Origin of the sequence: Enterobacter cloacae complex sp. I1M, from assembly GCF_014982425.1 — a bacterium.
GTDB classification, from domain to species: Bacteria; Pseudomonadota; Gammaproteobacteria; order Enterobacterales; family Enterobacteriaceae; genus Enterobacter; species Enterobacter intestinihominis.
Window position 1 is genome coordinate 1 of record NZ_JADCLG010000009.1, and the last position, 24,499, is coordinate 24,499.

At 56.9% G+C, this 24,499-nt stretch carries 22 protein-coding genes and 1 pseudogene; 15 read left to right on the forward strand and 8 right to left on the reverse strand.

Annotation, left to right across the window (positions count from 1 at the left end; genetic code table 11):
- The first annotated feature begins 161 nt into the window (after positions 1–161).
- The 3 genes from malZ to INF86_RS04230 all read left to right on the forward strand — a co-directional run bounded on the left by malZ (position 162) and on the right by INF86_RS04230 (position 6,055).
- A complete protein-coding gene (gene malZ, locus INF86_RS04220; protein WP_193543258.1) occupies positions 162–1,979 on the forward strand; it encodes a maltodextrin glucosidase in 1,818 nt (605 codons plus the stop codon).
- A gap of 90 nt (positions 1,980–2,069) precedes the next feature.
- The gene (locus tag INF86_RS04225; RefSeq protein WP_193543259.1) at positions 2,070–4,679 is read left to right on the forward strand and encodes a DUF2339 domain-containing protein; all 2,610 of its coding nucleotides are present in this window, start codon (positions 2,070–2,072) and stop codon (positions 4,677–4,679) included.
- Positions 4,676–6,055 (forward strand): DUF3999 domain-containing protein, encoded by a 1,380-nt coding sequence (locus tag INF86_RS04230; RefSeq protein ID WP_193543260.1) that lies wholly within the window; start codon positions 4,676–4,678, stop codon positions 6,053–6,055. The genes INF86_RS04225 and INF86_RS04230 overlap by 4 nt, the downstream gene beginning before the upstream one ends.
- A gap of 50 nt (positions 6,056–6,105) precedes the next feature.
- Here INF86_RS04230 and INF86_RS04235 read toward each other — a convergent pair whose 3' ends face one another.
- Together INF86_RS04235 and acpH are read right to left on the reverse strand one after the other, a co-directional pair.
- Positions 6,106–6,708 (reverse strand): peroxiredoxin C, encoded by a 603-nt coding sequence (locus INF86_RS04235; protein ID WP_003859113.1) that lies wholly within the window; start codon positions 6,706–6,708, stop codon positions 6,106–6,108.
- A gap of 127 nt (positions 6,709–6,835) precedes the next feature.
- Entirely contained in the window at positions 6,836–7,417 is a 582-nt protein-coding gene (gene acpH / locus INF86_RS04240) for an ACP phosphodiesterase (RefSeq protein ID WP_022647220.1), read from the reverse strand.
- A 92-nt stretch (positions 7,418–7,509) separates the two neighbouring features.
- Here acpH and queA point away from each other — a divergent pair, with 92 nt between their 5' ends.
- From queA to INF86_RS04270, 6 genes and pseudogenes are all read left to right on the forward strand, one after another.
- Positions 7,510–8,580, forward strand: a complete 1,071-nt coding sequence (gene queA, locus INF86_RS04245) for a tRNA preQ1(34) S-adenosylmethionine ribosyltransferase-isomerase QueA (RefSeq protein WP_022647221.1) — start codon at positions 7,510–7,512, stop codon at positions 8,578–8,580.
- Positions 8,581–8,633: 53 nt separating this feature from the next.
- Entirely contained in the window at positions 8,634–9,761 is a 1,128-nt protein-coding gene (gene tgt / locus INF86_RS04250) for a tRNA guanosine(34) transglycosylase Tgt (RefSeq protein WP_015571303.1), read from the forward strand.
- A 22-nt stretch (positions 9,762–9,783) separates the two neighbouring features.
- The gene (gene yajC / locus INF86_RS04255) at positions 9,784–10,116 is read left to right on the forward strand and encodes a preprotein translocase subunit YajC (RefSeq protein WP_003859109.1); all 333 of its coding nucleotides are present in this window, start codon (positions 9,784–9,786) and stop codon (positions 10,114–10,116) included.
- Between the two features lie 27 nt (positions 10,117–10,143).
- Positions 10,144–11,991 (forward strand): protein translocase subunit SecD, encoded by a 1,848-nt coding sequence (secD, locus tag INF86_RS04260; protein WP_032621613.1) that lies wholly within the window; start codon positions 10,144–10,146, stop codon positions 11,989–11,991.
- A gap of 10 nt (positions 11,992–12,001) precedes the next feature.
- Positions 12,002–12,973, forward strand: coding sequence for a protein translocase subunit SecF (secF, locus tag INF86_RS04265; protein WP_003859105.1), 972 nt, complete (start codon positions 12,002–12,004; stop codon positions 12,971–12,973).
- A 70-nt stretch (positions 12,974–13,043) separates the two neighbouring features.
- A pseudogene (locus INF86_RS04270) lies at positions 13,044–13,154 on the forward strand (DNA-binding transcriptional regulator); the annotation flags it as partial.
- Between the two features lie 88 nt (positions 13,155–13,242).
- Here the strand turns inward: INF86_RS04270 and INF86_RS04275 are convergent.
- Together INF86_RS04275 and INF86_RS04280 are read right to left on the reverse strand one after the other, a co-directional pair.
- Positions 13,243–14,127 (reverse strand): nucleoside-specific channel-forming protein Tsx, encoded by an 885-nt coding sequence (locus INF86_RS04275; protein ID WP_032621817.1) that lies wholly within the window; start codon positions 14,125–14,127, stop codon positions 13,243–13,245.
- Positions 14,128–14,395: 268 nt separating this feature from the next.
- Positions 14,396–14,935, reverse strand: a complete 540-nt coding sequence (locus tag INF86_RS04280; protein WP_022647224.1) for a DUF3251 domain-containing protein — start codon at positions 14,933–14,935, stop codon at positions 14,396–14,398.
- A gap of 152 nt (positions 14,936–15,087) precedes the next feature.
- Here INF86_RS04280 and nrdR point away from each other — a divergent pair, with 152 nt between their 5' ends.
- From nrdR to thiL, 5 genes are all read left to right on the forward strand, one after another.
- A complete protein-coding gene (gene nrdR, locus INF86_RS04285) occupies positions 15,088–15,537 on the forward strand; it encodes a transcriptional regulator NrdR (protein WP_003859099.1) in 450 nt (149 codons plus the stop codon).
- Positions 15,538–15,541: 4 nt separating this feature from the next.
- On the forward strand, positions 15,542–16,645 hold the full coding sequence (ribD, locus tag INF86_RS04290; RefSeq protein WP_063152347.1) for a bifunctional diaminohydroxyphosphoribosylaminopyrimidine deaminase/5-amino-6-(5-phosphoribosylamino)uracil reductase RibD: 1,104 nt from the start codon (positions 15,542–15,544) through the stop codon (positions 16,643–16,645).
- An 87-nt stretch (positions 16,646–16,732) separates the two neighbouring features.
- Positions 16,733–17,203 (forward strand): 6,7-dimethyl-8-ribityllumazine synthase, encoded by a 471-nt coding sequence (gene ribE / locus INF86_RS04295; RefSeq protein ID WP_003859098.1) that lies wholly within the window; start codon positions 16,733–16,735, stop codon positions 17,201–17,203.
- Between the two features lie 21 nt (positions 17,204–17,224).
- On the forward strand, positions 17,225–17,644 hold the full coding sequence (gene nusB, locus INF86_RS04300; protein ID WP_006809908.1) for a transcription antitermination factor NusB: 420 nt from the start codon (positions 17,225–17,227) through the stop codon (positions 17,642–17,644).
- Positions 17,645–17,720: 76 nt separating this feature from the next.
- The gene (thiL, locus tag INF86_RS04305) at positions 17,721–18,692 is read left to right on the forward strand and encodes a thiamine-phosphate kinase (RefSeq protein WP_048966732.1); all 972 of its coding nucleotides are present in this window, start codon (positions 17,721–17,723) and stop codon (positions 18,690–18,692) included.
- A 69-nt stretch (positions 18,693–18,761) separates the two neighbouring features.
- Here the strand turns inward: thiL and INF86_RS04310 are convergent, their stop codons facing one another.
- From INF86_RS04310 to xseB, 4 genes are all read right to left on the reverse strand, one after another.
- Positions 18,762–19,736, reverse strand: a complete 975-nt coding sequence (locus INF86_RS04310) for an aldo/keto reductase (RefSeq protein WP_193543261.1) — start codon at positions 19,734–19,736, stop codon at positions 18,762–18,764.
- A gap of 62 nt (positions 19,737–19,798) precedes the next feature.
- Positions 19,799–21,661, reverse strand: a complete 1,863-nt coding sequence (gene dxs / locus INF86_RS04315; RefSeq protein WP_022647228.1) for a 1-deoxy-D-xylulose-5-phosphate synthase — start codon at positions 21,659–21,661, stop codon at positions 19,799–19,801.
- Positions 21,662–21,685: 24 nt separating this feature from the next.
- A complete protein-coding gene (ispA, locus tag INF86_RS04320) occupies positions 21,686–22,585 on the reverse strand; it encodes a (2E,6E)-farnesyl diphosphate synthase (protein ID WP_022647229.1) in 900 nt (299 codons plus the stop codon).
- Positions 22,586–22,828, reverse strand: a complete 243-nt coding sequence (gene xseB, locus INF86_RS04325) for an exodeoxyribonuclease VII small subunit (RefSeq protein WP_003859094.1) — start codon at positions 22,826–22,828, stop codon at positions 22,586–22,588. It abuts the gene before it with no gap.
- 178 nt (positions 22,829–23,006) lie between these two features.
- On the opposite strand from xseB, the gene thiI reads away from it, so the two are divergent.
- Positions 23,007–24,455: a tRNA uracil 4-sulfurtransferase ThiI gene (thiI, locus tag INF86_RS04330; RefSeq protein ID WP_022647230.1), complete on the forward strand. Its 1,449-nt coding sequence runs from the start codon at positions 23,007–23,009 to the stop codon at positions 24,453–24,455.
- The last annotated feature ends 44 nt before the right edge of the window (positions 24,456–24,499 follow it).

The following is a 24,499-nucleotide window of genomic DNA, read 5'->3' on the forward strand; positions in this document are numbered from 1 at the left end:
CTGGGGATCCCTCAGCCCCGTGGGAGAGGGTTAGGGTGAGGGCATCAGGCCGCACTGATGCCTCCTCCCCCGTCCTCCTCCCCCAATAAATCCCATCATGGTGAGCTATCCTTAATCACCCTGTGGCAAGGTGACGTCAATTTCATCAAAGGGGATTCGTGATGTTAAACGCCTGGCACCTTCCGGTTGCCCCATTTGTTAAGCAAAACAAAGACAACCTTGTGATTACGCTCTGGCTGGCAGGGGAAAATCAGCCTGAACGTGTGACCCTGCGCGCCGAAGTGGATAACGAAGAGACATCGCTGAAAATGCACAAGGTGCGCAGCCAGCCTCAGCCGGGTATTACGGCGTGGCGGGCGAATATCGATTTGCGCAGCGGACAGCCGCGTCGCCGCTACGGCTTCAAGCTGCTGTGGAACAACCGCCAGTTGTGGTTTACCCCGCAGGGCTTCAGCCGTTTCCCTCCGGCCAGGCTGGAGCAGTTTGCCGTGGATCACCCGGATAACGGCCCGCAGTGGGTTAACGATCAGGTCTTTTACCAGATTTTCCCGGACCGCTTTGCGCGCAGTGAAAAGCGCACCGCCGATCAGGACAAGGTTTATTACCATCATGCGGTCGGTCACGACATCATTCTGAAAAAATGGGACGAGCCGCTGACCGCCCAGGCGGGGGGATCGACCTTTTACGGCGGCGATCTCGACGGTATCAGCGAAAAACTGCCATACCTGAAAAAGCTCGGCGTGACGGCGCTGTACCTGAACCCGGTGTTTAAAGCGCCAAGCGTTCACAAATACGATACGCAGGACTACCGCCACGTTGACGAGCAGTTTGGCGGTGACGAGGCGCTGCTGCGGCTGCGCCACAACACGCAAAAAGAGGGTATGCGCCTGATCCTTGATGGCGTGTTCAATCACAGCGGTGATTCTCACGCGTGGTTTGACCGGCATAATCAGTCGATGGGCGGCGCATGCCATAATCCGGACTCACCGCAGCGTGACTGGTACAGTTTTGACGAGAATGGCCGCGCACTGGACTGGCTGGGCTACCCGAGCCTGCCGAAGCTCGATTTCCAGTCGTCAACGCTTGTGAATGAGATCTACGGCGGCGAAGACAGCATCGTGCGCCACTGGCTGAAAGCGCCGTGGAACATGGACGGCTGGCGACTGGACGTGGTGCATATGCTGGGTGAAGCAGGCGGGGCGCGGAATAACCTTCAGCATGTCGCCGCCATTACCCGGTCGGCAAAAGCGGCCCGCTCGGAAGCATTCGTCTTCGGGGAGCACTTTGGCGACGCGCGGCAGTGGTTGCAGGCTGATGCAGAAGACGCGGCGATGAACTATCGCGGCTTCACCTTCCCGCTGTGGGGTTTCCTCGCTAACACCGATATCTCTTACGATCCGCAGCATATTGACGCCGAAACCTGCATGGCGTGGATGGAAAACTATCGCGCTGGCCTGTCGCATCAGCAGCAGCTGCGGATGTTTAACCAGCTCGACAGCCACGATACCGCGCGCTTTAAATCGCTGCTGGGTAAAGATGTGGCGCGTCTGCCGCTGGCGGTGACCTGGCTCTTTACCTGGCCGGGCGTACCCTGCATCTACTATGGCGATGAAGTGGGGCTGGAGGGGAATAACGATCCGTTCTGCCGAAAAACCTTCCCGTGGGAGAGTGAAAAACAGGATCAGGATCTGTTCAGCCTGTACCAGCGTATGGCGACGCTGCGCAGGCAGAGTCAGGCCCTGCGCTACGGGGGCTGTCAGGTGATGTACGCCCACGATAACGTGGTGGTGTTTGTCCGCGTCTATAACCAGCAGCGCGTGCTGGTGGCGATCAACCGGGGCGAGGCGTGTGAAGTGGTGCTGGAAGATTCACCGCTGCTGGCCGGTAAAACGTGGAAGAGCAAAGAGGGGAAAGCGACGTTACAGGAGAACGTGCTCACGCTGCCGGCGATCTCCGCTACGGTCTGGTTCGGCAGCTAAGCGCAGGCAGCATGGTTTTCACCTTTTAGATGGCGCAAATGCAACTACTTGTGTCAATCTTAACGGATCTTTTACGGTGAAGGTGGAAACATGGACGAGCTTTACATCCTTGGCTGTTTGTTCCTGGTTTTTGCGCTGGTCGTGGCCCCCGTGCTTGCGGTGATAGGCTTTAATCGAAGCACGGCGGCGCGGCAGGAGATCGCCCGGCTTCGCCAGCGCATTGAGGCGCTTGAGCAGCACGGTGTAGCTGAGAAAGCGCCGGAGCCGGTGCAGACCGCCGCGCCAGTGGAGACACCAGCGCCGGTGCCAGAGGCCGTTAACGCACCTGTCGATCCCTGGCGTCCCGAACCGCCCGTCACTGAAGCAGAACCTGCGCCTGTCCCGGCGGCAAAACGGCCTTCCGCCTTTGGCGGCATCCTGTCCTCGCTGACGCGCTGGTTTATGCAGGGCAATCCGCTGGCAAAACTGGGGATTGTACTGCTCTTCCTCGGCCTCTCTTTCCTGCTGCGCTATACCGTTGAACATTCACTGTTTCCGCTTGAGCTGCGTCTTGCCGCCACGGCGCTGTTTGCCATGGTTCTGCTGGCCGTTGGATGGCGGCTGCGGCACAGGCAGCGGATCTACGCGCTGATCCTCCAGGGCGGGGCGACCGGCGTGCTTTACCTGACCGTCTTTGGCGCATTCCGGCTGTGGCAGATGCTGCCGATGACGCTGGCGTTTGCGCTGCTGGTGGTGATTTGCGCGGCGAGCGTCGGGCTGGCCGTGCTGCAAAAGGCGCTGAGCCTTGCCATGCTGGCGAGCCTGGGCGGATATCTTGCGCCGCTGCTCCTGTCTACCGGGGGCGGTAGCTTTGTGGCGCTGTTCTCCTTCTATCTTCTGCTCTCCATCGGCATTCTCGTCATCAGCATCTGGCAGCACTGGCGCGAGCTCAACCTGCTCGGGCTGCTCTTCACGTTTGGCGTTGGCGGAGTGTGGGGGCTGAGCGACTACCAGCCTGAAAACTATGTTATCTGTCAGCTGTTCCTGATTGCCAATACGCTTATTTTTGGCGTGTTTAGCGTAGCGCTGTCGCTGCGGGCGCAGGAAAAAGGTAAACAGATTATTGACGGCGTACTGCTGTTTGCCCCGCCGCTGATTGGTTTTGGGATGCAGTACGGCATGACGTCGCACTGGACGTACGGCCCGGCGCTCAGCGCGCTGGGTTATGGTGCGTTTTATCTCTCACTGGCGTTCCTCGCGCTGCGACGTTACCCCTCCATTGGGCGACCACTGATTATGGCGGCGCTGGCGATTGGCGGCGGGTTTGCCACGCTTGCCATTCCGCTGGCGCTTTCGGCGCGCTGGACGGCGATGGCCTGGGCGCTGGAGGGGCTGGGTATCCTCTGGCTGGGCGTGCAACAGCAGCAGCGGCGTATGAGCTATAGCGGGACGGCGCTGCTGGTGCTGGCGCTCGGCAGCGCGATATGGGCGCAGATGGACGGCGTCACCTCCCTGAGCCTGCTGCTTATTTTCGCAGTGCTCAGTCTTTGCTGGGTGGCTGCGGCCTGGCTGTGGCGAAAAATCTCTCTGCCGGGTAGTTGGGCGCTGGTGGTCGGTGGGCTGCTGTTCTGGTTAGTGGCGCAACTGGGTGCGTCGCAACTGATCCTCAAGACAGAATTATCGGTTCTTGCGGGCGTGCTGGCGCTGACGGCGGTGTCGGCCTGGGGATGGCGGCAGGCTGCCGCTCGTCTGGCATGGCGGGAGCTGGATGCCAGCAAATGGCTGCTGTGGCCGGTGATGCTGCTGATGGTGCTTTATCAGGTCTGGCAACAGCAGATCCTGGCAGCCGGCTGGGCAAATCTGGCCTGGGCTATTGCGCTGCCTGCCGCCCTGATGATGCTGCGGCGCGACGAAGATAAACTTCTTCCGCGCATCGCAATGGGGCTGCATCTGTCGCTGTTGTGGATGATTTTACTCGCCATGGCCGCCGAGCTTTACTGGTTTGCCCGCTCCCTGCCATGGGGCATGGCGGCCTGGGGAAGCGGCATTGCGATGGCTGTCGGCGGTGGGGTAATTATGGCGCTCTCCGCGGCCGTACGGCGTCGCGGGTGGCCGTTCCGGGTATGGCCTGCGCTCTACGCCTGCCTTGCCGTGATCCCTGTGGTTGTGGCGCTGGTGGTATTGCTGGTCGTGACTAATTTCCAGGACGGGGTAGTCTATCGACAGACCTGGCTGCCGCTGGTGAACCCACTTGAGGAAGGGGCGGCGTTCGCGCTGCTGGGGCTGGTGGTGTTTTATCGGGCAGTGGATCGCCACTATCCGGCATCGCTTGCGCAGTCCCGACCGTGGCCCGCCGTTGTGCTGATGGCGCTTGGCTTCTGGTGGCTAAACGGCGCGCTGCTGCGCGCGCTGGCGTGGTACGGCGAGGTGGCCTGGAATATGGAGTCGCTGTGGCATTCGCGGCTTATCCAGACCACCTTTGCCCTGTTCTGGATGTTCTGCGCGCTGGTGGTCATGATCCGCGCCACCCGTCAGGCCTCCCGTCAGCAGTGGCTTGCCGGTGCGGTGCTGCTGGGGGTGGTCATGCTCAAACTGATGCTGGTGGACAGCGCGGGCGGTGGCGGCCTGGCGCGTGCTGTCGCGTTTATTGGCGTGGCGATCCTGGTCCTGATTGTGGGCTATTTCTCGCCGCTACCGCCTAAAGCAGGAGAAGAAAAATGAAATGGATGAATGCGGTTGTTTGTGCGGCACTGCTGGCCGTGGCCGGTCCGGCATTCAGCGAGGGCGCGCCGGTGGAATCCCCGCGGGATTATGCTTATGGCCTGTCCCTTGATACCTCTGCCTCTTCGCCGTGGTATCGGGTCATGCTGCCGCTGGCGGTTTATCAGCAGAGCACATCGCCCGATCTGCGCGACGTGCGCGTGTTTAATCAGTCGGGCGAGCCGGTACCGTTCAGCCTGGTTACCACGACGCGTCCGCAGCCGGCACCGACCACCACGGCGCTGCGCCTCTTTGCGCTTAACGCCTCGACGGGCGGGGAAGAGGGCAGTGGCGATAAAATTATGTTACGTGCCAGAAACGGCGTGGAGATTGTGCTGGAAGGGCAACACGCGGCGGCTGCCGGACAGCATTATCTGCTGACCCTGCCGGAAAACGCGACGGAGGTTCCGCTCTCTCAGCTCCAGCTTTTCTGGGACACGCCGCAGGGCTCGTGGCAGGGGACGGCATCGGTCTATTACAGCGAGGATCTGAAAAACTGGTATACCCTGCGCGAAGAGATGCCCCTGCTGGACGTGATGAGTGGACAGGATCGCCTGAAGCTCGACCGCATCGATACCGATCTGGTGTTATCTCCTGAGGCGAATCGCTATCTGCTGCTGGTGCTGAACACGGGGCGTTCAGCCCTGATGTTAACCGGCGTCAACGCGATTAACGCTCCTGCGCAGCCGGAATCAGAGCACATTAGCCTGGCGGGAGAGGGGGAGCTGCTATCCGATAGCGAAGCCGTGTGGCGCTGGAAACATCCGCAGCCTCTGAGTGCGATCGCCTTCATGCTGAATGGCGACGGCGTTCTCCCGGCAGAAATAGCCTGGCGGGGAGCGGACAAGGATCGGTGGCATACGCTGAAAAAAGAGGTGATCTACCAGCTCGGCGGCAAAACGTCTGAACCTGTTCCGCTCCCGGGCGGGCTGGTCGAGGCGGTAAAAATCAAGACCTACAATGCGCGTTTGCCAGAGAACCTGCCGGGCGTGATCGGGCAACGCGTGCGCTATGATCTGGTGTTCAACGCGCAGGGGAAGGGGCCGTATCTGCTTGCGTGGGGGAACGGGGCTGCGAAACCGGCAAGCGTGGAGACGGATATGCTGATCCCGACCGAACTGCGTAAAACCTACGATCTGGCAGCTCTGCCGATGGCGGATACGCTGGAACCTGTCCCGCTGGGTGGCGAGGCGCGTTTAACCGCGACGTCTGCGGCTGAGCAGGAAAGCAGAATGAAAACGCTGATGGTCTGGGGCGTACTGATCGTCGGGGTGATGGTGCTTGCGGGTATGGCATGGCGCATCTGGCGCGAGGTAAAAAAAGACGGCGCAGCATAAGCCATAAAAAAACCCGCGTAGTCGCGGGTTTTTTTCGTAAACCGTGCCGATTACAGGCTGGATACGTTCTCAGACAGGTATTTAGCTACGCCGTCTGGGGAAGCCGCCATACCTTCTTTACCTTTTTCCCACTGAGCCGGGCACACTTCACCGTGCTCTTCGTGGAACTGGAGCGCGTCAACCATGCGCAGCATTTCGTCAATGTTACGACCCAGCGGCAGATCGTTCACAACCTGGTGACGAACGATGCCGTTCGCGTCGATCAGGAAAGAACCACGCAGCGCAACGCCAGCGTCCGGATGTTCGATACCGTAAGCCTGCTGGATTTCACGTTTGATGTCCGCAACCATCGCGTATTTCACCGCACCGATGCCGCCGTTTTCGACAGGGGTGTTACGCCATGCGTTGTGTACAAATTCAGAGTCGAAGGAGACGCCAACCACTTCCACGCCACGCTTCTGGAATTCTTCGTAACGTTTGTCGAACGCGATCAGCTCAGACGGGCAAACGAAAGTGAAGTCCATTGGCCAGAAGAACAGAACGGTCGCTTTACCGTTGGTGTGCTGTTTGAAGTTGAAGTTTTCAACGATTTCACCGTTGCCCAGAACGGCGGCAGCTGTAAAATCCGGAGCCGGACGAGTTACCAGAACCATATGATTCTCCTGTAGATACTAAGGTTATTTGGAACGCAACGCGGGCCAGTATAGAGGCAGCGCGGGAATAAGACAAAGAGGTGGTAACAATCGTTCCACCAGCTTTTACCTATCAATCGAACCGGCATCACAGTTCTTTATTTTTCGCCTGCGCCATCATGCGCGGGTAGAACTGCCAGAAGCGCGTTTCCAGCGCGTCATAATGTTTGTCCAGGTCGTGCCAGGAGTCGCGCAGCGCGTCCAGACGCGGTCGACGGCTGGCCATGCCGTTGAGCACGTTCTGAATGAAATCCATCTCGCGGTAACGCTCCAGCCAGCGTTCAGACCACAGATAGTTATTCAGATTCACAAAGCGCGGTGGGGAGTCCGGCAAAATGATCGACACCTGCGCGTGGGCGTAGCGCACAAACTCAGGCAGCGACATATCAGGCGACAGCTGGGACCAGTGGCGCGACAGGAAATGATCCCACATGACGTCGAGCGTGATCGGCGCCACGCGTCGCGTTTCGGGGCGGAACCAGGCTTTGGCTTCCGTCACTTCCGGCAGGTTATCGGTCAGCACGTCGATGCGGCGGTGCATAAAAATCCCGTCGATAACCTCGGGGGAATAATCTTCCGCGGGGTTGCCGCGTACGAAATCGGCCAGCAAATTGCCGGAGAGGGAGCTGTCCGCGAGGTGAGCGAGATGCAGGTGAGCGAGAAAATTCATGCGTTTTATTCGTCCGGTGGCGGCTAGTTGTTGCAGCAAAAGGGTGTGAGCACTAGACTATGCCGCCTGTTTTTAAGTCACGAGTATACGTCATGCGCGTCGCCGATTTCTCCTTTGAACTACCTGAATCCCTGATTGCTCACTACCCCATGCCTGAGCGTAGCAGCTGTCGCTTGCTGTCACTGGACGGGCCAACGGGCGCGCTGACGCACGGTACTTTCACCGATCTGCTCGACAAGCTCAACCCTGGCGATCTGCTGGTCTTTAACAATACCCGCGTGATCCCAGCGCGTCTGTTTGGCCGTAAAGCCAGCGGCGGCAAGATTGAGGTGCTGGTCGAACGTATGCTCGATGATAAACGTATTCTGGCACATATTCGCGCATCCAAAGCGCCGAAGCCGGGCGCTGAACTGCTGCTGGGTGATGACGAGAGCATCAAAGCGACCATGACCGCGCGTCACGACGCGCTGTTCGAGGTGGAGTTCAACGACGAGCGCACAGTGCTTGATATCCTCAACGCCATCGGCCACATGCCGCTGCCGCCGTACATTGAACGCCCGGATGAAGAAGCCGACCGCGAGCTGTATCAGACCGTCTACAGCCAGAAGCCTGGCGCAGTGGCGGCGCCAACGGCGGGCCTGCACTTTGATGAACCGCTGCTGGAAAAGTTGCGCGCCAAGGGTATTGAGATGGCCTTCGTGACGCTGCACGTCGGCGCGGGGACGTTCCAGCCGGTGCGCGTGGACAGCATCGAAGACCACATCATGCACTCTGAGTATGCCGAAGTGCCGCAGGAGGTGGTTGATGCGGTGCTGGCGGCGAAAGCGCGCGGTAGCCGCGTCGTGGCCGTCGGTACAACGTCGGTACGTTCCCTTGAGAGCGCTGCGCAGGCCGCGAAAAAAGAGCTGATTGAGCCCTTCTTTGGCGATACGCAGATCTTTATCTACCCGGGCTATCAGTACAAAGTCATTGATGCGCTGGTGACCAACTTCCATCTGCCTGAATCGACGCTGATTATGCTGGTCTCCGCGTTTGCGGGGTATCAGCATACGATGAACGCCTACAAGTCTGCGGTAGAACAAAAATATCGCTTTTTTAGCTACGGTGACGCGATGTTTATCACGTACAATCCGCAGGCTTTGAATGAGCGTGTCGGGGAATAAGTCCGCGGCACCGTGTTACAACGTTGGACTGTTTTTCTGACGTCGGAGAAAAAATGAAATTTGAACTCGATACCACCGATGGCCGCGCGCGTCGCGGTCGCCTAGTGTTTGATCGCGGCGTGGTAGAAACCCCCGCGTTTATGCCTGTGGGCACGTACGGCACCGTAAAAGGAATGACGCCGGAAGAAGTTGAAGCCACTGGCGCACAGATTATTCTCGGCAACACCTTCCACCTGTGGCTGCGTCCAGGCCAGGAGATCATGAAGCTCCACGGCGATCTGCACGACTTCATGCAGTGGAAAGGCCCCATCCTCACCGACTCCGGCGGTTTCCAGGTCTTCAGCCTGGGCGATATCCGTAAGATCACCGAGCAGGGCGTACACTTCCGTAACCCGATCAACGGCGATCCAATCTTCCTCGATCCGGAAAAGTCTATGGAGATTCAGTACGATCTCGGCTCCGATATCGTGATGATCTTCGACGAATGTACGCCATACCCGGCGGACTGGGACTATGCCAAACGTTCCATGGAGATGTCCCTGCGTTGGGCGAAGCGTAGCCGCGACCGTTTTGACGCCCTGCAAAACAAAAATGCGCTGTTCGGCATTATCCAGGGCAGCGTTTACGAAGATTTACGCGATATCTCGGTTAAAGGTCTGGTAGAGATAGGCTTTGATGGCTACGCTGTCGGCGGTTTGGCTGTGGGTGAGCCGAAGGAAGATATGCACCGTATTCTGGAGCATGTCTGCCCGCAAATCCCGGCGGATAAACCACGATACCTGATGGGTGTGGGTAAACCAGAAGATCTGGTGGAAGGCGTACGTCGCGGCATTGATATGTTCGACTGCGTTATGCCAACCCGAAACGCGCGTAACGGTCATCTGTTCGTTACCGATGGCGTGGTGAAAATCCGTAACGCGAAGCATAAGAGTGACACCAGCCCGCTCGATTCCGAGTGCGATTGCTATACCTGTCGCAATTATTCTCGCGCGTATCTGCATCATCTCGATCGTTGCAACGAGATTTTGGGGGCGCGTCTCAATACCATTCATAATCTTCGTTATTATCAGCGCTTAATGGCTGGTTTACGTAAGGCTATCGAAGAGGGTAAATTAGAGAGCTTCGTGACCGATTTCTACCAACGTCAGGGGCGGGATGTTCCACCGTTGAACGTTGATTAATTTTAATAATGAGGGAATTTGAATGAGCTTTTTTATTTCTGATGCGGTAGCAGCAACGGGTGCACCAGCGCAGGGCAGCCCGATGTCTCTGATTCTGATGCTGGTTGTGTTCGGTCTGATCTTCTACTTCATGATCCTGCGTCCACAGCAGAAGCGTACTAAAGAGCACAAAAACCTGATGAACTCCATCGCGAAGGGCGATGAAGTCCTGACCAATGGTGGCCTGGTGGGTCGCGTAACCAAAGTAGCGGAAAACGGCTACATTGCTATCGCCCTGAACGACACCACTGAAGTGGTTATCAAACGTGACTTCGTAGCTGCCGTTCTGCCGAAAGGCACCATGAAGGCGCTGTAATCCCAACTTTTCCCAAAGGGAACTGCCGTGTTAAACCGTTATCCTTTGTGGAAGTACATCATGCTGGTCGTCGTGATTATCGTCGGCCTGCTGTACGCGCTTCCCAACCTGTATGGTGAGGATCCGGCCGTTCAAATCACTGGCGCGCGCGGTGTCGCCGCCAGTGAGCAAACGCTGATCCAGGTCCAGAAAACGTTACAAGAAGAAAAAATTACCGCTAAGTCTGTGGCACTGGAAGAGGGCGCAATTCTTGCTCGCTTCGACACCACCGACACGCAGCTCCGCGCACGTGAAGCGCTGATGGGCGTGCTGGGTGATAAATATGTCGTGGCGCTTAACCTTGCTCCTGCAACCCCACGCTGGCTGGCTGCGCTGAACGCAGAGCCAATGAAACTGGGTCTTGACCTGCGTGGCGGCGTTCACTTCCTGATGGAAGTGGATATGGATACCGCGCTCGGCAAGCTACAGGAACAGAATATCGACAGCCTGCGCAGCGATCTGCGCGATAAAGGCATTCCGTACACCACCGTACGTAAAGAAGATAACTACGGCATGAGCATCACGTTCCGCGACAGCGCGGCACGCGATCAGGCTGTGACCTATCTGTCTCAGCGTCACCGCGATCTGGTGATCACCTCTCAGGGCAGCAACCAGCTGCGTGCGGTAATGACCGACGCGCGTCTGAGTGAAGCACGTGAGTACGCCGTTCAGCAGAACATTAACATTCTGCGTAACCGTGTAAACCAGCTGGGCGTGGCTGAGCCACTGGTACAGCGTCAGGGTGCTGACCGTATCGTGGTCGAACTGCCAGGTATCCAGGATACCGCCCGGGCGAAAGAGATTCTGGGCGCGACGGCGACTCTGGAGTTCCGTCTGGTTAACGCCAACGTTGACCAGGCTGCTGCGGCTTCAGGCCGTGTGCCGGGCGATTCCGAAGTGAAACAGACCCGCGAAGGCCAGCCGGTTGTGCTGTACAAACGCGTGATCCTGACCGGTGACCATATCACCGACTCCACTTCAAGCCAGGATGAGTACAACCAGCCGCAGGTTAACATCTCGCTGGACAGCGCAGGTGGCAACATCATGTCTAACTTCACCAAGGACAACATCGGCAAGCCGATGGCGACCCTGTTCGTGGAGTACAAAGACAGCGGTAAGAAAGACGCCAATGGCCGTGCCGTGTTGGTGAAAGAGGAAGAGGTGATTAACATCGCCAACATCCAGTCTCGTCTGGGTAACAGCTTCCGTATTACCGGTATCAGCAACCCGAACGAAGCGCGTCAGCTCTCTCTGCTGCTGCGTGCCGGTGCGCTGATTGCGCCAATTCAGATTGTTGAAGAGCGTACCATCGGTCCAACCCTGGGTATGCAGAACATCAAGCAGGGTCTGGAAGCATGTCTGGCCGGTCTGGCGGTGTCCATCATCTTCATGATCTTCTTCTATAAGAAGTTCGGCCTGATTGCGACCTCCGCGCTGATTGCCAACCTGGTGCTGATCATCGGTATCATGTCCCTGCTGCCGGGGGCGACGCTAACCATGCCGGGTATCGCGGGTATCGTTCTAACCCTTGCGGTGGCGGTCGACGCCAACGTACTGATAAACGAACGTATTAAAGAAGAGCTGAGCAACGGTCGTTCTGTACAGCAGGCGATTGAAGAAGGCTACAAAGGGGCGTTCAGCTCCATCTTCGATGCGAACGTAACAACACTGATTAAGGTTCTTATCCTGTATGCAGTGGGTACTGGCGCGATCAAAGGCTTTGCGATTACTACCGGTATCGGTGTCGCAACGTCGATGTTTACCGCTATTGTCGGCACCCGTGCCATCGTGAACCTGCTGTACGGCGGCAAGCGCGTCAAAAAGCTGTCTATCTGAGGAGTGCGTTGTGGCACAGGAATATACTGTTGAACAATTGAACCACGGCCGTAAAGTCTGGGACTTTATGCGCTGGGACTACTGGGCCTTCGGCATTTCAGGTTTTCTGCTGATCTTGTCCATCGTCATTATGGGCGTGAAAGGCTTTAACTGGGGTCTGGATTTCACCGGTGGTACGGTGATCGAAATTACCCTGGAAAAACCGGTCGATATGGACCAGATGCGTGAGTCTCTGCAAAAAGCGGGCTTTGAAGAGCCGCTGCTACAGAACTTCGGCAGCAGCCGCGACATCATGGTGCGTATGCCGCCGGTACACGATGCCAACGGCAGCCAGGAGCTGGGCAGCAAGGTCGTTCAGGTTATTAACGAAACGACCAGCCAGGATGCAACGGTTAAGCGTATTGAGTTTGTCGGCCCGAGCGTTGGTGCTGACCTGGCACAGACCGGTGCGATGGCGCTGCTGGTGGCGCTGATCTCGATTCTGATTTACGTCGGTTTCCGCTTTGAGTGGCGACTGGCGGCAGGCGTGGTTATCGCTCTGGCGCACGACGTGGTGATCACCATGGGCATACTGTCTCTTTTCCACATTGAGATTGACCTGACGATTGTGGCATCCCTGATGTCCGTTATCGGTTACTCACTGAACGACAGTATCGTGGTATCTGACCGTATTCGTGAAAACTTCCGTAAGATCCGTCGCGGCACGCCGTACGAAATCTTTAACGTGTCGTTGACCCAGACGCTGCACCGTACGTTGATCACCTCCGGCACCACCCTGATGGTGATCCTGATGCTGTTCCTGTTCGGTGGCCCGGTGCTGGAAGGCTTCTCGCTGACCATGCTGATCGGTGTGTCAATCGGTACGGCCTCGTCTATCTACGTCGCGTCCGCGCTGGCGCTGAAGCTGGGCATGAAGCGCGAGCATCTGATCCAGCAGAAAGTCGAGAAAGAAGGGGCGGATCAGCCGTCCATTCTGCCGTAAGAGTCTTATGCGGTATCGAAATCCCGGCCTGCTGGCCGGGATTTTTTTTGTCTACTCCTGACAGTATGCATACCGCTGCTTCCGGCTCGACAGGTACCTCAATATTGTGCAGACGGAGAGACGCTTTAGCGAAAGTGCGGACAGAGCTCTGGCAGATTTTTTGCGGAAGGTGAAGCAGTAAAAAGCCGGGTGGCGTCTACGCCTTACCCGGCCTACATTCGGATCGTAGGCCCGGCAAGCGCAGCGCCACCGGGCGAAGTCCGCACAGGTTAGAAGTTGTAACCCACGACCAGGTAACCACCCCAACCGGTAGAGCGAACGCTGAAGTCGCCGTTGCCGAAGTTCAGGCTGGCGTCGTCGTTCCACTGGCCACCGTTGTGCCAGTAACGCGCAACAACAGAGTAGTGCCAGTGATCGTAGTTCAGCGCCAGAATGTGGCTGGAGGCGATGGAGTTACTGGTACGAGCATGCTTCCCGTTGTTGTCATAGAAGTTATCGTCGCCCAGGTCTGAACCCCAGTCAAAGTTAGTGAAGCCGATATAGCTCAGGTTACCGCCCCACAGCTGAGTGATTGGCACAAAGTATTTCACTTTGAAACGGTAGCCATCCCACTCGTTCTCATTTGATGCGCCATAGTTCTGCCACTGGTATTTCGCATACACGTTCAGTGACAGGCTCATTGGCAGGCCGGTTTCGATGTCAGTACCCAGACCCATATACCAGGTGCTCTGTTCCTGAGAATCGTTGCGACCCATGTCATAGATGTAGTTGTTCGCGAAGTACCACTCTTTGAACGGACCAAACGCCAGGCTGGTGCCGGTCAGTTTGTCAATAGAGAAACGCGGTTCGATTTCCATGAACAGCGGGGAGCCATTGTTCCAGATACCTTTCGCATCGGAGTTACCGCCGAAGAATACCGGCAGATCGACGTAGCCGTAGAAATCAAACCAGTCTTTCTTGGCAAACGCTTCGTATTCCAGGTAGGTATCGTTGCGGATCTGCGGCCCGAAACGGGTGTGGTAGCTGCCTACCACGTTAACGCTCTGGTGCCACCAGTCGGAGAGATATTGTGGTTTGTCGTTTTCCGCTGCGTTAACAGTGAAAGAGGAGGACAGTGCCAGCACGGCGCCAGCTGCGAGTAATGTTTTTTTCATAATCATGCCACTGATTGAAATTCCCTTCCGGGAGTGAAAAATGCGCGAATTGCGTTTCTAAATATTTCGTGTTTCTGCGGAGCCTATTATAGGAATCCTTGCTCACAAAAATATGTGTTGTTTCACATATCTCTCACATACGTAATCGATTGCGTTCACGTTTGCGTACTTTAAACGGCCGGGATTGTAGCGGCAATCATTTATGTTGCCAATCCATACGAAATGTAAATGTTAGCGGAGTGACATTTCACTCCGCTAAAAGGGCGGGTTATTGCGCGGCAGGTTGAATGTCGTGAATGCGGATAAAGCCCAACTGTTCTGGCGTCAGTCCGCTCAGCTGGAGCGGGATATCAACATCGCTCGGTGCCAGCGTGCTGGCGGGGGCGGTGAAGAGCTGATTCTTCACATTCACCTCCTGATAGCTCTCCGTGGTGCCCTGAATCTGGCCCCACTCTACGGTGCCGCTGAAGGCGGGAAGCGGATCGTTGGATTCACCCTGAATGCGTAATGTTGCGCGCGTACCATCGGCATTCGCTGCAACATTCACCAGAGACATCCTTAGCGTGCCAATCTGGCTGTTCAGACGCGCGGGCGTGTTTGCGCCCGGCAATAAATAAACGCCATTGCTGGATTTGGCATTCAGCGCGTTCTGCTGGGTGATCTTCACGGTTTCTTTATTAAGTTTGTCCATCGCCACATTGAGCGTATTCACGCTTTGTTTCATCTCGCGAACTTCACTTTGCTGTGCGCAGGCGCTGAGCGTGAACAGGCTCCCAACCAGCACTATTTTCAGGTAACGTCTTGTCATTGCGTTTAATTCCTTGAAATCACACATTGCTGCAATGGTAGACAGGATAGTGGCGTCAGGCATAGATCCTTTGTCTCAAAAAGCTCTTCCTTTGTTGTCGGGCCAGTTCAGGGTAAAATAGAAATCAGTTAACCAGATAACAGGGACATCGTATGCATTGCCCATTTTGCTCCGCTGTGGATACCAAAGTCATCGACTCACGTCTTGTAGGCGAAGGGTCTTCCGTGCGTCGTCGTCGGCAGTGTCTGGTGTGCAACGAGCGTTTTACCACCTTCGAGGTGGCAGAGCTGGTAATGCCGCGCGTGGTAAAAAGTAACGATGTGCGCGAACCGTTCAATGAAGAAAAACTGCGTAGCGGGATGCTCAAGGCGCTGGAAAAACGGCCCGTCAGCTCCGATGACGTCGAAATGGCGTTAAATCATATTAAATCTTATCTGCGGGGGCTAGGTGAGCGCGAAGTGCCGAGCAAAATGATCGGTAACCTGGTGATGGAACAGCTGAAAAAGCTCGATAAAGTCGCCTATATTCGCTTCGCCTCCGTTTACCGCAGCTTCGAAGACATTAAAGAGTTTGGCGAAGAGATCGCCCGCTTACAGGATTAAGCCTATGCAGGACGAGATGTACATGGCGAGAGCCATGAAGCTGGCACAGCGCGGTCGGTTTACCACTCACCCTAACCCTAATGTCGGGTGCGTCATTGTTAAAGATGGCGAGATCGTGGGTGAAGGTTTTCACTACCGCGCAGGCGAGCCGCACGCTGAAGTGCATGCCCTGCGCATGGCGGGGGAGAGGGCGCGTGGCGCGACGGCCTACGTAACGCTGGAGCCATGCAGTCATCACGGGCGCACGCCTCCGTGCTGCGAAGCACTGATTGCGGCGGGAGTCTCGCGTGTTGTCGCCGCCATGCAGGATCCTAACCCGCAGGTGGCGGGCCGCGGGCTGTATCGTCTGCAACAGGAAGGGATCGACGTCAGTCACGGCCTGATGATGCAGGATGCCGAAGCCATCAACAAAGGCTTCCTGAAGCGTATGCGCACCGGTTTCCCGTTTATCCAGCTTAAGCTTGGCGCGTCACTGGATGGCCGCACGGCGATGGCGAACGGCGAGAGCCAGTGGATCACCTCGCCACAGGCAAGGCGCGATGTGCAACGTCTGCGTGCGCAAAGCCATGCTATTCTCACCAGCAGTGAAACGGTGCTGGCTGACGATCCGGTCCTGACCGTGCGCTGGGATGAGCTGAATGCCGATATCCAGGCGCTCTATCCGCAGGAGAACCTGCGTCAGCCGCTGCGCATTATTATTGATAGCCAGAACCGCGTGACGCCGGAACACCGCATCGTGCAGCAGCCGGGGGAAACCTGGATTGCCCGCACCAAAGAAGATACGCGCGAATGGCCGCAAGGCGTGCGCAGTATTATGGTGCCGGAACACAACGGGCATCTCGATCTGGTGGTGCTGATGATGCTGCTGGGTAAACAGCAGGTCAACAGCATCTGGGTTGAAGCCGGTCCGACGCTCGCCGGCGCGCTGCTCCAGGCAGGGCTGGTGGATGAGCTTCTGGTCTACGTTGCGCCTAAACTGTTAGGTAACGACGCGCGCGGCCTGTTTGTGCTGCCCGGCCTTGAAAAATTGGCCGATGCGCCGCAACTCTCATTCAGCGAGATTCGTCCGGTAGGCCCGGATGTCTGCCTCCATTTAACGACAGCGTAATTGCTCCTGAAATAGGGAAGCAGTGCGCAAAGTATTATGATAAAATCCGCCCCCCTGCGGGGCCAAATGAACCCGTAAAGGAAGAGTATGAACATTATTGAAGCTGCTGTAGCTACCCCGGACGCTCGCGTCGCCATCACCATTGCGCGTTTCAACAACTTCATCAACGACAGCCTGCTGGAAGGTGCGGTTGACGCCCTGAAACGTATCGGCCAGGTTAAAGATGACAACATTACCGTCGTTTGGGTACCAGGTGCTTACGAACTGCCACTGGCAGCGGGCGCGCTGGCGAAAACCGGTAAATACGACGCGGTGATTGCACTGGGTACTGTTATTCGTGGCGGCACTGCGCACTTCGAATACGTTGCGGGCGGTGCAAGCAATGGTCTGGCGCACGTTGCACAGGATGCTGAAATTCCTGTCGCGTTCGGCGTGCTGACCACCGAAAGTATTGAACAAGCCATCGAACGTGCTGGCACTAAAGCCGGTAACAAAGGTGCAGAAGCTGCACTGACCGCGCTTGAAATGATCAATGTATTGAAAGCCATCAAGGCCTGATTTTTTTGTAAGGGGAATTCCGTGAAACCTGCTGCTCGTCGCCGCGCCCGTGAATGTGCCGTCCAGGCACTTTACTCCTGGCAGTTGTCCCAGAACGACATCGCTGATGTTGAATACCAGTTCCTGTCAGAACAGGACGTGAAAGACGTTGACGTTCTGTACTTCCGTGAACTGCTGTCGGGAGTGGCGACTAATAGCGCGTATCTCGATGGTCTGATGAAGCCATACCTGTCCCGTCTGCTCGAAGAGCTGGGCCAGGTCGAAAAAGCAGTGTTGCGTATCGCGCTGTTTGAGCTGTCTAAACGTGATGATGTGCCGTACAAAGTGGCCATCAACGAAGCGATCGAACTGGCAAAAACCTTCGGCGCTGAAGACAGCCACAAGTTTGTAAACGGCGTGCTGGATAAAGCCGCACCTGCGATCCGTCCCCACAAAAAGTGATCCGCAAACCGGAGTCTTGCATTGCCTTTTGGCAGTGCGGCTCCGGTTTTTTCTTTTATTTGCTGAGGCATAACGTATGGCATGCGGCGAATTCTCCCTGATTGCCCGTTATTTCGACCGTGTCAGAACCTCTCGTCTTGATGTTGAAACCGGCATTGGCGATGACTGCGCACTTCTCAATATTCCCGAAAAACAGACGCTGGCAATCAGCACCGACACCTTAGTATGTGGGCGTCACTTCCTGCCCGATATCGATCCTGCCGACCTGGCGTATAAGGCGCTGGCGGTAAACGTTAGCGATCTGGCGGCAATGGGCGCCGACCCGGCCTGGCTGACGCTGGCTCTGACCCTGCCGGAGGTGGATGAAGCCTGGCTTGAAGCCTTCAGCGATGCCCTGTTTGAACAGCTGAATTATTACGATATGCAGCTGATTGGCGGTGATACCACCGCCGGGCCGCTGTCGATGACCCTGGCAATCCACGGCTATGTGCCAGCGGGGCGCGCGCTGAAGCGTTCGGGCGCAAAACCGGGCGACTGGATCTACGTGACCGGTACGCCGGGGGATAGCGCGGCCGGGCTGGCGATCCTTCAGAACCGTTTAGCAGTTGAAGATGCTGACGATGCGGCGTACCTGGTGAAGCGCCACCTGCGGCCCACACCGCGTATTTTGCACGGTCAGGCGCTGCGCGAGCGGGCCAGTTCTGCTATCGATCTCTCTGACGGGCTGATCTCCGATCTCGGCCATATCCTGAAGGCCAGTGGCGTGGGCGCACGGATCGATCTGGATCTGTTCCCACTGTCAGAGCCGTTGCGTCGCCATGCCGAGCCTGAACAGGCGCTGCGCTGGGCACTATCCGGTGGAGAAGATTATGAGCTGTGCTTTACCGTTCCCGAGCTGAATCGCGGGACGCTGGATGTGGCGTTAGCGCATCTGGGGGCGAAATTTACCTGCATCGGGCAGGTGATGCCGGAAAGTGAAGGGCTGCTGTTTGTCCGCGACGGCGCCCCGGTTACGCTTGACTGGAAAGGGTACGATCACTTCGCGTAATTTTGTGCGCTCTGTATTGCCGGGTGGCGCTGCGCTTACCCGGCCTACGGATTTTGTTCCCTGAATTGTTTATTTAAACCCTACCACCGGATGTTGCTGATACGGCGTCTCCAGCTCGGCAATCTGCTCCGGCGTCAACGATAAGTCCACCGCACTCAACAACTCGTCCAGCTGTTCTTCCCGCGATGTGCCCACAATCGGCGCGGCGACACCGCGCTTGCTCAGCAGCCACGCCAGCGCTACCTGCGCGCGCGTTGCACCGATATCGTCGGCGAGCCCGGCTAATCGTTCGGCAATTAACGCATCGATGGCTTCTGTATCGTCATACAGATTTTTACCTACTTCATCCGATACCAGCCGGGCGGTAGTTTCACCCCACGGACGGGTTAACCTTCCGCGCGCCAGCGGGCTCCACGGGATCACCGCCACGCCTTCCTGGTAGCAGAGCGGCAGCATCTCGCGTTCTTCTTCCCGGTAGATCAGGTTGTAGTGATCCTGCATAGTGACAAAGCGCGCCCAGCCGTTCTGCGCCTGGAGATCGAGCGCCTGAGCAAACTGTGAGGCATGCATGGACGATGCGCCGATGTAGCGCGCTTTACCGGCTTTCACGACGTCGTTCAACGCTTCAAGCGTCTCTTCGATCGGCGTGTTGTAATCCCAGCGGTGAATTTGCAGCAGGTCGACGTAATCCATGTTCAGGCGTCTGAGGCTGTCATCAATGGAGCGCAGGATCTGTGCGCGAGAAAGGCCTTCCGCCAGATCGCCTGACGGGTAATACACCTTGGTGGCGACCACAATCTCATCCCGACGGGCAAAATCTCGCAGGGCGCGGCCCACAATCTCTTCGCTGCTGCCATCGGAGTAGCTGTTGGCGGTATCGAAGAAGTTGATGCCGCCGTCAATGGCGCGCTTAATGATAGGGCGGCTGCTCTCTTCCGGCAGCGTCCAGGCGTGATTTCCCCGGTCAGGCTCGCCAAACGTCATGCAGCCCAGGCAAAGCCGGGACACCTTGAGGTCTGTTTTTCCTAATGTCGTGTATTGCATGGTTCCGCTCCTGCTGTTTAAACAATACGTTTAAGCATAGCAGGAGCAGAAAAGGGGAGGGATCAGGCCAGCCAGGTGCGGATTTTAGCTTCGATACCGACGGCGTCCAGGCCAATGTCGGCGCGCGCCTCGTCCTGAGTGCCTTGCGGGATGAAGTGGTCCGGCAGGCCGAGATTAAGCACCGGAACGACTTTACGGTTCGCCATCAGCACTTCGTTCACGCCGCTACCCGCGCCACCCATGATGGCGTTCTCTTCCAGCGTGACCAGCACCTCATGGCTTTCCGCCATGCTCAGAATCAGAGATTCATCGAGCGGCTTCACAAATCGCATATCGACGAGCGTCGCATTCAGGGTTTCAGCGACTTTTGCCGCTTCCGGCATCAGCGTACCAAAGTTCAGGATCGCCACTTTTTCACCGCGACGTTTCACCAGACCTTTACCGATGTCCAGTTTTTCCAGCGGCCGTAATTCAACGCCAAGGGCATTGCCGCGTGGATAACGTACCGCACAGGGACCGTCCTGATAGTGGTAACCGGTATACAGCATCTGACGACACTCGTTTTCGTCGCTTGGCGTCATGATCACCATGTCCGGGATGCAGCGCAGGAAGGAGAGGTCAAATGCGCCCTGGTGCGTCTGGCCGTCAGCCCCCACGATGCCCGCACGGTCGATAGCAAACAGCACCGGCAGCTTCTGGATGGCAACGTCATGGATCACTTGATCGTAGGCGCGTTGCAGGAAGGTAGAGTAAATCGCTACCACCGGCTTGTAGCCGCCAATCGCCAGGCCCGCTGCGAAGGTCACCGCGTGCTGCTCGGCAATGGCGACGTCGAAATACTGGTCCGGGTATTTTTTGGAAAATTCCACCATGCCGGAGCCTTCACGCATGGCAGGCGTCACCGCCATCAGCGTGTTGTCTTTCGCCGCCGTTTCGCACAGCCAGTCGCCAAAGATTTTTGAGTAGCTCGGCATTCCGCCGCTGCTTTTCGGCAGACAACCGCTGGTATGGTCGAACTTGGGCACCGCGTGGAAGGTGATCGGATCTTTTTCCGCCGGTTCGTAACCACGCCCTTTTTTAGTCATGATATGCAGGAACTGCGGGCCTTTCAGGTCGCGCATGTTTTTAAGCGTCGTCACCAGACCTAACACATCGTGGCCGTCCACCGGGCCAATATAGTTAAAGCCCAGCTCTTCAAACAGCGTACCCGGCACGACCATGCCTTTGATATGTTCTTCGGTACGCTTAAGCAGCTCTTTGATCGGCGGTACGCCGGAGAAGACTTTTTTCCCGCCTTCGCGCAGTGAGGAGTAAAGCTTACCGGACAGCAGCTGCGCCAGATGGTTATTCAGCGCGCCGACGTTCTCGGAGATCGACATTTCGTTATCGTTGAGGATCACCAGCATGTCCGGTTTGATATCGCCCGCGTGGTTCATGGCCTCAAAAGCCATCCCGGCGGTGATCGCCCCGTCACCAATCACGCAGACGGTACGGCGTTGCTTATTCTCTTTTTCGGCGGCAACGGCAATACCAATGCCCGCAGAAATGGAGGTGGAAGAGTGGCCGACGCTTAACACGTCAAACTCGCTCTCGCCGCGCCACGGGAACGGATGCAGGCCGCCTTTCTGGCGAATGGTGCCAATCTTATCGCGACGTCCGGTCAGAATTTTGTGCGGATAGGCCTGGTGGCCAACATCCCAGATCAGCTGATCGAACGGCGTGTTATAGACGTAATGCAACGCCACGGTCAGCTCAACCGTGCCAAGTCCGGAGGCGAAGTGGCCGCTGGAGCGGCTAACGCTGTCGAGCAGGTAGCGACGCAGCTCGTCACACAGCTTCGGCAGACTCTCTTTCGGCAACAGACGTAACTCCTGAGTGGAGTCAACTAACGCCAGTGTCGGGTATTTGGCAATATCAAAACTCATCAAAGGCTCATCGAGATATATAGTTTATTTATTACGCTGGATTATGTAGTCCGCTAGCGCTTCCAGTGCCGAGGTATCCAGCGATTGCGCGGCCAGCTCATTCAGTGACCGGCGGGCATCGTCTATCAGATCCCGGGCTTTACGTTGGGCATGCTCAAGGCCCAACAGGGCGGGGTAGGTACTTTTGCCAAGCTGCTGATCCGCACCCTGACGTTTTCCCAATGTTGCAGTATCGCCCACCACATCCAGAATGTCATCCTGAACCTGGAATGCCAGACCGATACTTTCTGCGTATCTGTCCAGAATCGGCAGGGCTTTACGCCCGCGTTCACCCGCGCTCAGCGCGCCCAGACGAACGGCTGCCCGAATCAGGGCGCCCGTTTTGTGACGGTGGATGCGTTCCAGCTGTTCCAGAGTCACCTGACGACCTTCAGCCTCTAAATCCAGCGCCTGGCCGCCGCACATCCCGGCGACGCCGCTGGCCATTGCCAGTTCGGACACCATTGCCAGACGATCGCGATCGCTCACTTCAACCATTGGCGCATCGCTCAGAATAGAGAACGCCAGGGTTTGCAGCGCATCACCCGCCAGAATGGCATTCGCTTCGCCGAACTTAATGTGGCAGGTCGGCTGACCGCGACGCAGATCGTCGTCGTCCATGGCCGGCAAATCATCATGGATCAGCGAATAGGCGTGGATACACTCCACGGCGGCTGCCGGGGCGTCCAGCGTGTTATCGCTGATACCGAACATATTGCCTGTGGCATACACCAGGAACGGACGCAGGCGTTTACCCCCCAAGAGTGCGCCATAGTGCATGGCTTCAACCAGAGGAGTGTTCTGAAAAGGCTGCGGCTCAATGAAACGGCGCAGCGCGTCGTTGGCGCGGATGACGCGCGCCTGAAGCGCGTTGGAGAAATCCATTTACTCGGCGTCCGGTGTGAATGGCGTGGTTTTAGCGTCTTCGCTGTCGGAAAGCAGGATCTGCACACGCTGCTCGGCCTGCTGGAGTTTTACCTGCCCCTGGCGCGCGAGCTGCACGCCGCGTTCAAATTCGTTGAGCGCGTCTTCCAGCGGAAGATCGCCGCTCTCAAGACGGGTAACGATCTGCTCCAGTTCACTCAGCGCAGTTTCGAAACTGGCCGGTGCGTCGTTTTTCTTCGGCATAGTGAATTGACTCTTAAATTTTTCGCCCTGACATGGTAACGGACTCGGGGCAATTATCAAATAACGCGAGTGGCGCGATGGTGGTATACTTGCGCGCCTGGATGCAGCCACGGGTGTGGGCTGCTGTATCATTTTCCACTACAAGCCTTTATAAGCTTGCCTAAGAAACATTGCCGCCATGAAGTTTATCATTAAATTGTTCCCTGAAATCACCATCAAAAGCCAATCCGTGCGTTTGCGCTTTATTAAAATTCTCACCGGGAACATTCGTAACGTATTAAAACACTACGACGAAACGCTCGCCGTGGTGCGTCACTGGGACCACGTTGAAGTCCGCGCGAAAGACGAAAACAAACGTCTTGATATTCGCGACGCGCTGACCCGTATCCCGGGTATTCACCATATTCTGGAAGTGGAAGACGTTCCCTTCACCGATATGCACGATATCTTCGAAAAGGCGCTGGTACAGTACCGCGATCAGATCGAAGGGAAAACGTTCTGCGTACGCGTGAAGCGCCGTGGTAAGCATGAGTTTAGCTCCATTGACGTTGAGCGCTATGTCGGCGGCGGTCTGAACCAGCACGTTGAGACGGCGCGCGTGCGCCTGACTAATCCGGACGTTACCGTTAATCTTGAGATCGAAAACGATCGCCTGCTGCTGGTTAAGGGCCGTTATGAAGGTATTGGCGGCTTCCCGATCGGCACGCAAGAAGATGTGCTGTCGCTGATCTCCGGCGGGTTCGACTCCGGCGTTTCCAGCTATATGCTGATGCGTCGCGGCTGCCGCGTGCACTACTGCTTCTTTAATCTGGGCGGCGCGGCGCACGAAATCGGCGTACGTCAGGTGGCGCATTACCTGTGGAACCGCTTCGGCAGCTCTCACCGCGTGCGTTTCGTGGCGATCAACTTTGAGCCGGTGGTCGGCGAAATTCTTGAGAAAGTGGATGACGGCCAGATGGGCGTGGTCCTGAAACGTATGATGGTGCGTGCGGCGTCCAAAGTGGCTGAGCGCTACGGCGTGCAGGCGCTGGTCACCGGTGAAGCACTGGGGCAGGTCTCCAGCCAGACGCTGACCAACCTGCGTCTTATCGACAACGTGTCTGATACGCTGATCCTGCGTCCGCTGATCTCTCACGATAAAGAGCACATCATCGATCTGGCGCGTAAAATCGGTACTGAAGATTTTGCCCGCACCATGCCGGAATATTGCGGCGTGATCTCAAAAAGTCCAACCATTAAAGCGGTGAAGGCGAAGATCGAAGCGGAAGAAGAGAACTTCGATTTCAGCATCCTGGAAAAAGTGGTGGCGGAAGCGTCCAACATCGATATCCGTGAAATCGCCCAGCAGACCGAGCAGGACGTGGTTGAGGTGGAGACGGTCAGCGGCTTCGGTGCTAACGATACGATTCTGGATATTCGTTCTGTTGATGAGCAGGATGACAAGCCGTTGCAGGTGGAAGGCGTCGAGGTGGTTTCCCTGCCGTTCTACAAACTGAGCACCCAGTTTGGCGATCTCGACCAGAGCAAAACGTATCTGCTGTGGTGCGAACGTGGGGTCATGAGCCGTTTACAGGCGCTGTACCTGCGCGAGCAGGGCTTCGCGAACGTGAAGGTGTATCGCCCGTAGCCTATTGCCCGGTGGCGCTTCGCTTACCGGGCCTACGGTACCGT

Excerpts from the sequence above, each read along its gene's own strand:
- INF86_RS04225 (WP_193543259.1), top strand. The coding sequence starts at position 2,070 with ATGGACGAGCTTTACATCCTTGGCTGTTTGTTCCTGGTTTTTGCGCTG.
- acpH (WP_022647220.1), bottom strand. The coding sequence starts at position 7,417 with ATGAATTTTCTCGCTCACCTGCATCTCGCTCACCTCGCGGACAGCTCC.
- nrdR (WP_003859099.1), top strand. The coding sequence starts at position 15,088 with ATGCATTGCCCATTTTGCTCCGCTGTGGATACCAAAGTCATCGACTCA.
- ribE (WP_003859098.1), top strand. The coding sequence starts at position 16,733 with ATGAACATTATTGAAGCTGCTGTAGCTACCCCGGACGCTCGCGTCGCC.
- tgt (WP_015571303.1), top strand. The coding sequence starts at position 8,634 with ATGAAATTTGAACTCGATACCACCGATGGCCGCGCGCGTCGCGGTCGC.
- INF86_RS04235 (WP_003859113.1), bottom strand. The coding sequence starts at position 6,708 with ATGGTTCTGGTAACTCGTCCGGCTCCGGATTTTACAGCTGCCGCCGTT.
- INF86_RS04310 (WP_193543261.1), bottom strand. The coding sequence starts at position 19,736 with ATGCAATACACGACATTAGGAAAAACAGACCTCAAGGTGTCCCGGCTT.
- ribD (WP_063152347.1), top strand. The coding sequence starts at position 15,542 with ATGCAGGACGAGATGTACATGGCGAGAGCCATGAAGCTGGCACAGCGC.
- dxs (WP_022647228.1), bottom strand. The coding sequence starts at position 21,661 with ATGAGTTTTGATATTGCCAAATACCCGACACTGGCGTTAGTTGACTCC.
- ispA (WP_022647229.1), bottom strand. The coding sequence starts at position 22,585 with ATGGATTTCTCCAACGCGCTTCAGGCGCGCGTCATCCGCGCCAACGAC.
- INF86_RS04230 (WP_193543260.1), top strand. The coding sequence starts at position 4,676 with ATGAAATGGATGAATGCGGTTGTTTGTGCGGCACTGCTGGCCGTGGCC.
- malZ (WP_193543258.1), top strand. The coding sequence starts at position 162 with ATGTTAAACGCCTGGCACCTTCCGGTTGCCCCATTTGTTAAGCAAAAC.
- xseB (WP_003859094.1), bottom strand. The coding sequence starts at position 22,828 with ATGCCGAAGAAAAACGACGCACCGGCCAGTTTCGAAACTGCGCTGAGT.
- queA (WP_022647221.1), top strand. The coding sequence starts at position 7,510 with ATGCGCGTCGCCGATTTCTCCTTTGAACTACCTGAATCCCTGATTGCT.
- INF86_RS04280 (WP_022647224.1), bottom strand. The coding sequence starts at position 14,935 with ATGACAAGACGTTACCTGAAAATAGTGCTGGTTGGGAGCCTGTTCACG.
- INF86_RS04275 (WP_032621817.1), bottom strand. The coding sequence starts at position 14,127 with ATGAAAAAAACATTACTCGCAGCTGGCGCCGTGCTGGCACTGTCCTCC.
- thiI (WP_022647230.1), top strand. The coding sequence starts at position 23,007 with ATGAAGTTTATCATTAAATTGTTCCCTGAAATCACCATCAAAAGCCAA.
- thiL (WP_048966732.1), top strand. The coding sequence starts at position 17,721 with ATGGCATGCGGCGAATTCTCCCTGATTGCCCGTTATTTCGACCGTGTC.
- yajC (WP_003859109.1), top strand. The coding sequence starts at position 9,784 with ATGAGCTTTTTTATTTCTGATGCGGTAGCAGCAACGGGTGCACCAGCG.